We start from the raw sequence: 9,753 nt of genomic DNA, 5'->3' as shown, positions 1-9,753 counted from the left end.
GTGCTGGCAGCGCCATTCAAAATCATTTCCGGCCAGAACAGGATCACGCTGCTCGCCACCCTTGAGCCGCCCAATGGCAATACCACCGAGTGGCAGTTGGGCTTTAGCGGTGGAACCGTCTTGCTGGCCGGAAACGACAATGAGCCGCCGGTCATCTTCAATCGCGTCTCGATCGGGGTGCGCTTCGATACCGACAAAAAACACGTGACCCTGACGCAGGCCGATTTCAGCAATGGCGAGATTGGCGTTGCCGGCACCGGGAGCATCGACTACTCGGGCGAGCCTCGCATGATGCTGGGATTTGCCGGTACCCCGATGTCGGTATCGGCGCTCAAGCGGATCTGGCCCGCGCTGGTCGTTGCAGATGTTCGCCAGTGGGTGGTTGACCGGGTCGAGCGCGGCGCGATCCAGCGCATCGAAGTCGGCGTCAATTCTCCGGTTCGAAATCTCTCGCGAAAAGGGCCGCCGATTCCCGACGACGGCCTCAACGTCAATATTGTCGCAAGTGGCGTGACGTTGCGGCCGGTCGACGGGCTGCCGGCAATTCGCGACGCCGACCTGAAAGCGCACATCACCGGCCGGACCGCGAGCGTCACCGTCGGCCAGGGCGTGGCCGACACGCCGGCCGGCCGCAAGCTTAACGTTTCCGATGCGGCGTTCGAGATCGCGGATATGGCGCCGAAACCGGTGCAGGCCAAGGTAAAATTCCGGATCGACGGTCCGGTGCCGGCGGCGGCCGAAATTCTGGCCTCGGACAAGTTGAGCGACCTTTCGGCGACGCTGATCGATCCCAATGCGAGCAAGGGCACGGCGTCCGCGCTCGTCACATTGGCCTTGCCGATCAAGCGCGACATCACGCGGGCCGATACGAGCTATACCGTCACCGCCGATCTCGGCGGATTTGCCGCCGACCGTGTGATGATGAATCAGAAACTCGAGGCCAATACGCTGAAGGTGATCGCGAACAATCAGGGCTATCAGGTCAAGGGTGACGTCAAGATCAACGGCCAGCCGGCCTCGCTCGACTACCGCAAGCAGAACGACGGCGAGGCCGACATCAAGTTGCAGGCGACGCTGGATGAAGCAAGCCGTGCCCGGTTTGGTTTTGACCTTGGGCCGGCGGTCAGCGGTTCCATCCCGGTCAAGCTGAGCGGCAAGATCGGCGGCGATACGCGTCTTGGCATCGATGCCGATCTCACTTCCTTGAAGCTCGATAATATTCTCCCTGGCTGGGTCAAGGCGTCAGGCAAGTCGACGCACGCCACGTTCAACGTGGTTCAAAAACCGCAATCGACCCGTCTGGAAGACATCGTAATCGAGGGCGGCGGCGCTTCCATCAAGGGGTCGGTCGAAGTCGATCAGAATGGCGATCTCATCAGCGCGAACTTCCCGACCTACGCGCCATCCGAAGGCGACAAGACGTCGCTGCGGGCCGATCGCGGGCCGGACGGCGTAATCAAGGTCGTCATGCGCGGTGACGTGTTCGACGGCCGTGGTTTTCTGAAGACCGCGATCTCCGGCAAGGAGTCCGGGTCGAAGAGCAAGAGCAAGAGCGTCGATTTCGACGTTGACGTGAAGCTCGGTGCGGTTGCCGGCTTCTTCGGGGAGGCCTTGCGAAGCGTCGATGTCAAAATGTCCCGCCGCGGCGGGGCGATCAAGAGTTTTGCGTTTACGAGCAAGCTTGGACGCGACACGCCCGTCACGGCCGACTTGCGCGGCCGCGGGCAGGGCCGCGAGGTGATCTTTCTCGAGACCAACGACGCAGGCGCGCTGCTTCGCTTCACCGACACCTATTCCAAGGTCGTCGGCGGACAGCTTCAACTGGCATTGGATCCGCCGACGGCGGAGCCGAGCCCGAAGGAAGGATTGCTCAACGTCAGGGATTTCACCGTCAAAGGGGAGGCGTCGCTCGACAAGCTGGCGGCTGGCGGCCCGGTGGGCGGGCAAGCCGGCATCAGTTTCTCGCGGCTGCGCGCGGAGTTCGTCCGGCAGAACGGGCAGCTGACAATCAAGGAAGGCGTCCTCAAGGGGCCGACCATTGGCGGCACGATCGAAGGCGCCATCGACTATCCCGGCAACCAGGTGCGCATGAGCGGTACCTTCGTTCCATTGTACGGGCTGAACAACCTTCTCGGTCAGATTCCGATCGCCAATTTGTTCCTCAGCAACGGCAGCAATGAAGGCGTATTCGGCCTTACCTATGAGGTTGTCGGCACGCCGGATAAGCCGACGCTGCGCGTCAATCCGATTTCAATGATATTCCCCGGCATCACCAGGAAAATCATGGAGTTCAACACCGGCAAGCAGAACAATTCGGTCGAGCTTCCGGAATCGACTACCGAGCGGTGATTTCGCCGTTTGTCAGCGCCGCAACGCCGGCACCACCAGAAACGGGATCATGCCCAGGATTACGCTGATCAGCGCATAAAGGATCAGTGGATTATAGCTGTGGGCCATGTCGTGGATCAGGCCGCCGCTCCAGGAGCCGAAGGCGGAGCCCAGCCCGCTGCCGATCGCGATGCTTCCGTAGATCGTTCCGACGCGCTTTCCGCGAAACAGTTTCATCGCGGTCGCCGTCAGTAATGGGCCACGTGAGCCGATCATGCTGCCGAAGCACACGACAAAGCCGGTCAGGATCCAGAAGTTCGGATGCCATTGCAGCAGCCAGAGCAGGAAGATCCCGAAGATCGACATCGCATAGGAAAACAGCACCGATGGCCTGCGCCCGATAATGCCGTCGAGCCAGGAGACGCCGAGCATGCCGAACAAGAGCACCACGCCGGAAAAGCCCCACGCGGTCGCCGCCTGCAACGGCGGAAAACCGGCGTCGATCAGGTAGGCAACGATCTGGGGGGTGAGCGCATACATGCCGATCGCCGTGAAGAAGAAGGTCGCGAACAGCGCCCAGAAGGCGTGGTGGCGTACCGCACGATCAAGCGTCCAGCCTTCGTCCGAAACGTCGGCCGCCGCCTCTTTGGTGAGATGGGACGCGCCCGTTGAGAACAGCCGCCACGGCAGGATCAGAAGCGGCAGCAGCAACGCGAGCGCAACGACGCCGAACACCTGATACGTACCGCGCCAGCCGACATGATCGATCAGGACCTGGGAAGCCGGCAGCAGCGCCAGCACGCCGGCGCCTGTCGCGGAATAGACCACGGCCATTGCCGTCGGCAGCCGCGGGCCGAACCAGCGGCCGAGCAAAATCGAGTTCGGCACATTGCCGATGAGCGCAATGCCGAAGCCGACGCTGACGCCGACGCTGAACTGGATTTGCCAGAGATGTGTGGCATTGGTGGCGAACAGGAACCCACCGCCAATCAGCAACAGCCCGAGCGAATAGACGCTGCGTGGCCCGGAATAATCGAATAGCCGGCCGATCAACGGCGAGGCGAGGCCGCCCGCGAGCGCGCTCAGCGAATAGACCGAGACGACGTCAGCGCGGTTCCAGCCGAAACTTTCGGAAATCGGCAGCAGGAAGACCGAAAAGCTCTCGCCCAATCCACGGCCAATTACCGACAGCGCAAAGCACGAGGCGAGCACGCCCAGCGCGATGCGCGTTGGCCTGGTTGGCGTTTCCTGCAGCGGCGTTGTTTGATCCATCCCGCGCAGAGAGCGCGTTTCAGCGTGTCGCCGCAAGCGTGAAAAGCGAATACGCCTATGCAGCTTCACCTCCGCGCGATGCGGCGGGTGCGGTGAGGCCTAGGCCGGCTTCAAGAGCCTGTGGCGCTTCTTGCCAAATGACAGCTTGATCACACCCTCCGGTGTCAGCTCCGAAGGCTTGAGCATCATCTTCTCGTCGGTGACCGCGACGTCGTTGACGCGCAATCCGCCGCCCTTGATCTGGCGCCGCGCCTCGCCGTTCGAGGCTACCAGCCCCGCCTTGACGAAAGCGGAGAGCACGCCGATGCCGGCTTCGAGTTCGCCACGGGACACTTCGACGGTGGGAAGATTTTCCGCGATTGCGCCTTCTTCAAAAGTCTGCCGCGCGGTTTCCGCGGCCTGGCGAGCAGCCTCAGCGCCATGGAGCAGCGTGGTTGCGGCGTCCGCCAGTGCCTTCTTGGCTTCGTTGATTTCAGCGCCTTGCAGCGCCGCCAGCTTGCCGATCTCGCTCATCGGCAATGTCGTGAACAGTTTCAAGAACCGTACGACATCGGCGTCTTCGGTGTTGCGCCAGTATTGCCAGAAGTCGTACGGCGAAAACTGATCGGCGTTGAGCCAGACCGCGCCTTGCGCGGTCTTTCCCATCTTGGCGCCGGAGGCGGTGGTGAGGAGCGGGGTCGTCAGCGCGAACAGCTGTGGCGTACCCATGCGCCGGCCGAGATCGACGCCCGTGATGATGTTGCCCCATTGGTCGGAGCCGCCCATCTGCAAGCGGCAGCCGGTGCGCCGTGAAAGTTCGACGAAATCGTAGGCCTGGCAGACCATGTAGTTGAATTCGATAAAACTCATCTCCTGTTCGCGCTCGAGCCTCAGCCGCACCGAATCCATCGTCAGCATGCGGTTGACGGAAAAATGCTTGCCGACGTCGCGCAGCATCTCGATCCAGTTGAGCTTGGTCAGCCATTCCGCATTGTCGAGCATGACCGCATCGCTTTTGCCGGATCCGTAGCGCAGCACCTTGTCGAACACGCCGCGGATCGAGGCCTTGTTGGCTTCGATCTCGGCAACGGTGCGGATCGCACGCGTCTCGTCCTTGCCCGACGGGTCGCCGACCATCGTGGTGCCGCCGCCCATCAGCGTGATCGGCTTGTTGCCGCTTTGCTGCAGCCAATGCAGCATCATCATGCTCAGGAAGTTGCCGATGTGCAGTGAAGGCGCCGTGCAGTCGTAGCCGACATAGGCCGTGGCCTCGCCCTTGGCGGCGAGCGCGTCCAGGCCCTCGAAGTCCGAGGCCTGGTGGATAAAGCCGCGTTCTCGGAGCACGGTGAGGAAATCAGACTTGAAAGCGGTCATCTTTCTTCGAACCCGATCATTTTTGTTTTACGGTATTTGCAGCAAATTGCCGGAATTTAACCATAGTGGACTGCTGCGAACGCGTGCGCTGTGGCATTATAAGATGTGCCCGTTCGGCACAAGGTAAACGCGCACGCTGAACCCTGCATGCTAAACCCCAGGGTACGGCCGAGGCTAGAATACGATGATGTTGACGGCCATAGGGCTGATGAGCGGGACCTCGCTGGACGGGGTCGACGTCGCCATGATCGAAACCGATGGCAAGCGCGTCCAAGCATTCGGCCCTTCCGGCTATAGACCTTATACCGATGTCGAGCGCCGTCTGCTGCTCCAGGCCCTGACGGAGGCCACCCACTTGCAGGCGCGGGAGGAGCGGCCTGGCATTCTCCATGAGGCCGAGCGGGTGGTGACCACGGCGCATGCCGAAGCCGTCGCCAGCTTCAAGGCCCACAACCATATTGCCAGCGAAGATATCGATATCGTCGGCTTCCATGGCCAGACGGTGCTGCATCGCCCCGCCGAGAAGATGACGGTGCAGATCGGCGACGCCGCGGCGCTCGCCAGGGCGATCCATATCCCGGTCATGCACGATTTCCGCGCCGCGGACGTAGCTGCGGGCGGGCAGGGTGCGCCGCTTGTGCCGGTCTATCACCGCGCGCTCGCGCAATCCCTGGAGCGCGAAGGGCCGGTTGTGGTGCTCAATATCGGGGGGGTTTCCAACATCACCTATATCGACGGCGACACTCTGATCGCCTGCGACACGGGGCCCGGCAACGCACTGATCGACGATTTCATGCAGCGCTCGCTTGGCCAGCGCTTCGATCGCGACGGCAGGATGGCGGCGCAAGGTACGGTCGATGAGCGTTGGCTGGCGCAGGCCTTGTCTCTGCCGTTTTTTGCGCTGCCGCCGCCAAAGTCGCTCGATCGCAACGATTTCGGCAAACTGGTGCTAGCCGATTCTTCGCCCGCCAATGGCGCTGCCACGTTGACCGCCTTGACCGCTGCTGCGATTGCCAAGATCGTTCCGCTGCTGCCGAAGCCGCCGAAAAGCTGGGTCGTCGCCGGCGGCGGCGCGCGTAACCTCACCATGCTGCGGATGCTGCGTGAGAGGCTTCATCCGGCGCCCGTCGAAGCGGCCGATGCGCTCGGCTGGTCGACCGATTCGATCGAAGCCCAGGCCTTCGGCTTTCTGGCCGCGCGTGGCTTGAAAGGGTTGCCGCTCAGCTATCCCGCCACCACGGGCGTGCCGATCCCGATGACCGGAGGCATCGTCGCGCGACCGTGAAGGGCGTCGAACTTGACCAGTTAATGCATCTGCATCTAAACTAAATGCATCTGCATTTAACTGTCGGGAAAATCGATGTCCGGCCGCCTCAAGCTGATCAGCCACCAGCTTTGTCCCTATGTGCAGCGGGCGTTGATTGCGCTCACCGAGAAGGGCGTTGCCTTCGATCGCGTCGACGTCGATCTCGCCAACAAGCCGGACTGGTTCCTGAAGGTCTCGCCGCTTGGCCGGACGCCGGTCTTGCAGGTCGGCGACACCGCAATTTTCGAATCTGCGGTCATTCTTGAATATCTTGAGGAGACCGAGCCAAGGCCGTTGCACCCGGCCGACCCGCTGCGTCGGGCTGAGCATCGCGGCTGGATTGAATTTGGGTCTGCCGTACTGAGCGATATTGCGGGGCTTTATTCGGCGCCTGATGAAGCCGCCTTCAAGACCAAGGCCGCCCAACTCGAAGCGCGCTTTGCGCGGCTTGAGGACCGTATCGCGGCTTCGCCATGGTTTGACGGTGAGGCGTTTTCGCTTGTCGATGCGGTCTTCGGACCCGTGTTTCGCTATTTCGATGTGTTCGACGAAATCGGCGAATTCGGCATTCTGGAAAATAAGCTGAAGCTTGCGCGTTGGCGTGCTTCGCTGGCGGCGCGGCCATCGGTGAAGTCAGCGGTCAGCACGGAATACCCGGCGCTGCTGCGCGACTTCCTCAAGCGGCGGAATTCCTGGATATCGCGGCTCCAGGCGCGCGCCGCCGCTGCGCAGCCTGCTTCATAGTTCGGCGGCCATCGTGGCAAGCGCGGCAACCGTATTCAAGTTGCGCGCGGTGCCGGCTTTGGCGGCGGGAATAACGAGTTTCGATGTCGCCATGCCCTCGCCGTAGTGGATATAGATCTCCCGCCGTCCAAGGCGAATTTTCTCGTCCTTCTGGCCGCGGACGCTGGCCAATGTAGCGGCCGGCGGCGTGCGATCCAGGAACAGCGCCATCGTGCGGTTCGGCGCCAGTTTCGGAAACGGATTATCAGCCGCAACCTGTGCCATCTCCACAGCGGTGCGCACGAGAACGCCGACCGGCTTGCCGGCGTAGGCTGCCAGGCGTTTTTCAAGCGCGGTCTTGATCGCGGCTTCCGACTTCCGGCTTTCAAAGACCACGTTGCCGCTGGCGATATAGGTTTTGGCGGACGTGAAGCCGAGCTCTTCGCACATGGCTTTTAATTCGCTCATCGCGAGTTTGCCGGTGCCGCCGACATTGACCGCACGGAGCAACGCAACCCATGCCGTCATGTGGAATCAGCGCACGTTGGCGAGCCGCATGTCGAGATAAGCGGTCACCGACTGCATCAACGGTTCGAGCTTGCCGTCGAAGAAATGGTTGGCGCCCGGGATGACCTGCTGATCGATCACGATGCCCTTTTGGGTCTTGAGTTTTTCGACCAGCGTATTGACGTCCTTCGGCGGCACCACCGCATCCTTCTCGCCATGCACGATCAGTCCGGACGACGGGCAGGGCGCGAGGAACGAGAAATCGTAGAGATTGGCCGGTGGGGCGATCGAAATGAAACCTTCGACCTCCGGCCTGCGCATCAGCAGCTGCATGCCGATCCACGCGCCGAACGAGAAGCCGGCCACCCAGCAGGCGCGCGCTTCCGGATTGATCGTCTGCGCCCAATCGAGCGCGGACGCAGCATCGGAAAGCTCGCCGGTGCCGTGATCGAACGAGCCCTGGCTGCGGCCGACGCCGCGGAAATTGAAGCGCAGTACCGAAAACCCACGATGGGCAAAGGCATAGTAGCACTGGTAGACGATCTGATGATTCATCGTCCCGTGAAACTGCGGGTGCGGATGCAGGATCATCGCGATCGGTGCGTTCTTCTGCTTCGCCGGATGGTAACGGCCTTCGAGACGACCCGCGGGGCCGGTAAAAATAACTTCAGGCATTGACGGTCCTTGGCGAAATCGACCGGTGTGTCGCTGGCATCATCTGGCGCTCTGGCAAAGGACCTCACGGAGAGGAAAAGCTGGAGCAGGCGCCTTGAGGAGGTGTGCGAACGACGGTTCGTGATGAGGCCGCGTTCTAACATAAGCCAAGGGGCAAAAAGCAAGGGTTTTCAACATCCGCTCGGCCGCTCAAGGTGTTAGACAGCATTTCCGGATTGCGGGAAGATCGAAGCGACGCCAATTAGCAATAACGCGCCGCGCGCCGGATGAGCCTGCGCTTGATAAAGGTATTATCTTACTCAATGTCCGACCGTGTCTATCTCGACTGGAACGCGACCACGCCGCTTCGGGACGAAGCGCGGCGCGCGGTATCAGATGCAATGGATCTTCCGGGGAATGCGTCGTCGGTTCATGCCGAGGGCCGGGAAGCGCGAAAGTGGATTGAAGGAGCGCGAGCCGCTGTTGCGAGCGCGGTCGGGGCGCTGCCACGGAATGTGATTTTCACCTCCGGCGGCACCGAAGCCAACGTGCTCGCGCTTACGCCGGGTGTGAGGCGAGATGGAGCTGCGGTCGAGCGGTTGGTGGTCTCCGCGATCGAGCATGCCTCCGTGCTTGCCGGCGGAAGGTTTCCGCAAACAGCCATAGCAAGCATCAGCGTCACCCGCGACGGTCTCATTGATCTCGGCCAGTTGCGTGAATTGCTTCGCGATCGCCCGCCTACGCTGGTGTCGATCATGCTGGCCAATAACGAAACCGGCGCCATCCAGCCGATCGCGGAAGCCGCCGGGATCGTTCACGCCGCCAGCGGTCTCCTGCACGTCGATGCCGTCCAGGCGTTCGGCAAGATACCTTTTGAGATGGGCGGATTAGGCGCCGACCTGCTCTCGCTGTCCGCGCACAAGATCGGTGGCCCCAAGGGCGTCGGCGCCTTGGTGTTAGCGGAGGGATTGACCGGACCCGAGCCGCTCTTGCGCGGCGGGGGGCAGGAGTTGAGCCGTCGTGCCGGAACCGAAAACGTGGCCGGGATAGCCGGGTTTGGCGCTGCGACGACGGCCGCGATGGCCGGTTTGCCAGCCGACAGTCGCCGCCTCCGGGGCTTGCAAAAGCGGTTGGAGGATGGCCTGCGGCTAACCCCTGGCGCCATCGTGTTTTCCAGCTCCGTTCAGCGGTTACCAAATACCACTTTGTATACGGTTCCCGGTTTGAGGGCCGAAACCGCGGTGATCGGCTTCGATCTGGCTGGTATTGCCGTGTCCTCGGGGTCGGCCTGCTCCTCCGGCAAGGTACAACCGTCGCATGTGCTGGGAGCGATGGGATTTGACCGCGACATCGGCCAAGGCGCGGTGCGGCTCAGTATGGGCTGGTCCACGCAGGACGCGTACGTAGATCGATGCCTGGAGGCTTGGCGAAACCTCTCCGGTCGCTTACTTAAGGGTTAGCGACGAAACACAGCTTGAACCATTCTAAGAGGGTGATTTCGTCGGGAAGACATCGTAAGAGACGTCGAGATTTTGATCCACCGCGGTCCTTGAAACCGCGAGCGGAGGACTGAATGGCTGCCGTACAAGAGACGGTCGATCGGGTTCGCC

8 protein-coding genes are annotated in these 9,753 nt (G+C 61.9%); 4 read left to right on the top strand and 4 right to left on the bottom strand.

The window, feature by feature from the left end; genetic code table 11:
* The coding region (locus tag WB528_RS03435; protein WP_423887029.1) for a DUF3971 domain-containing protein at positions 1-2,349 on the top strand (2,349 nt) is incomplete at its 5' end.
* A gap of 12 nt (positions 2,350-2,361) precedes the next feature.
* Here the strand turns inward: WB528_RS03435 and WB528_RS03430 are convergent.
* A complete protein-coding gene (locus WB528_RS03430) occupies positions 2,362-3,600 on the bottom strand; it encodes an MFS transporter (RefSeq protein ID WP_423887028.1) in 1,239 nt (412 codons plus the stop codon).
* 99 nt (positions 3,601-3,699) lie between these two features.
* The gene (gene tyrS, locus WB528_RS03425) at positions 3,700-4,953 is read right to left on the bottom strand and encodes a tyrosine--tRNA ligase (protein WP_423887027.1); all 1,254 of its coding nucleotides are present in this window, start codon (positions 4,951-4,953) and stop codon (positions 3,700-3,702) included.
* Positions 4,954-5,137: 184 nt separating this feature from the next.
* On the opposite strand from tyrS, the gene WB528_RS03420 reads away from it, so the two are divergent.
* Complete coding sequence (locus WB528_RS03420) at positions 5,138-6,238, top strand: anhydro-N-acetylmuramic acid kinase (RefSeq protein ID WP_423887026.1); 1,101 nt, start codon at positions 5,138-5,140, stop codon at positions 6,236-6,238.
* Positions 6,239-6,313: 75 nt separating this feature from the next.
* On the top strand, positions 6,314-7,003 hold the full coding sequence (locus WB528_RS03415; RefSeq protein WP_423887025.1) for a glutathione S-transferase family protein: 690 nt from the start codon (positions 6,314-6,316) through the stop codon (positions 7,001-7,003).
* Here WB528_RS03415 and WB528_RS03410 read toward each other — a convergent pair.
* Both WB528_RS03410 and WB528_RS03405 read right to left on the bottom strand, forming a co-directional pair.
* Positions 6,998-7,510, bottom strand: a complete 513-nt coding sequence (locus WB528_RS03410; protein ID WP_423887023.1) for a DUF1697 domain-containing protein — start codon at positions 7,508-7,510, stop codon at positions 6,998-7,000. The two genes, WB528_RS03415 and WB528_RS03410, sit on opposite strands and share 6 nt — an antisense overlap.
* A 6-nt stretch (positions 7,511-7,516) precedes the next feature.
* The gene (locus tag WB528_RS03405) at positions 7,517-8,164 is read right to left on the bottom strand and encodes an alpha/beta hydrolase (protein WP_072825226.1); all 648 of its coding nucleotides are present in this window, start codon (positions 8,162-8,164) and stop codon (positions 7,517-7,519) included.
* A 302-nt stretch (positions 8,165-8,466) separates the two neighbouring features.
* Between WB528_RS03405 and WB528_RS03400 the strand changes: the two genes are divergently transcribed.
* A complete protein-coding gene (locus tag WB528_RS03400) occupies positions 8,467-9,603 on the top strand; it encodes a cysteine desulfurase family protein (RefSeq protein WP_423887022.1) in 1,137 nt (378 codons plus the stop codon).
* Positions 9,604-9,753 lie beyond the last annotated feature (150 nt).

Origin of the sequence: Bradyrhizobium sp. (assembly GCF_049586575.1) — a bacterium.
Lineage (GTDB): Bacteria > Pseudomonadota > Alphaproteobacteria > Rhizobiales > Xanthobacteraceae > Bradyrhizobium.
Note: the sequence above shows the minus strand (reverse complement) of the source record. Positions and strands in the feature narration are given on the sequence as shown.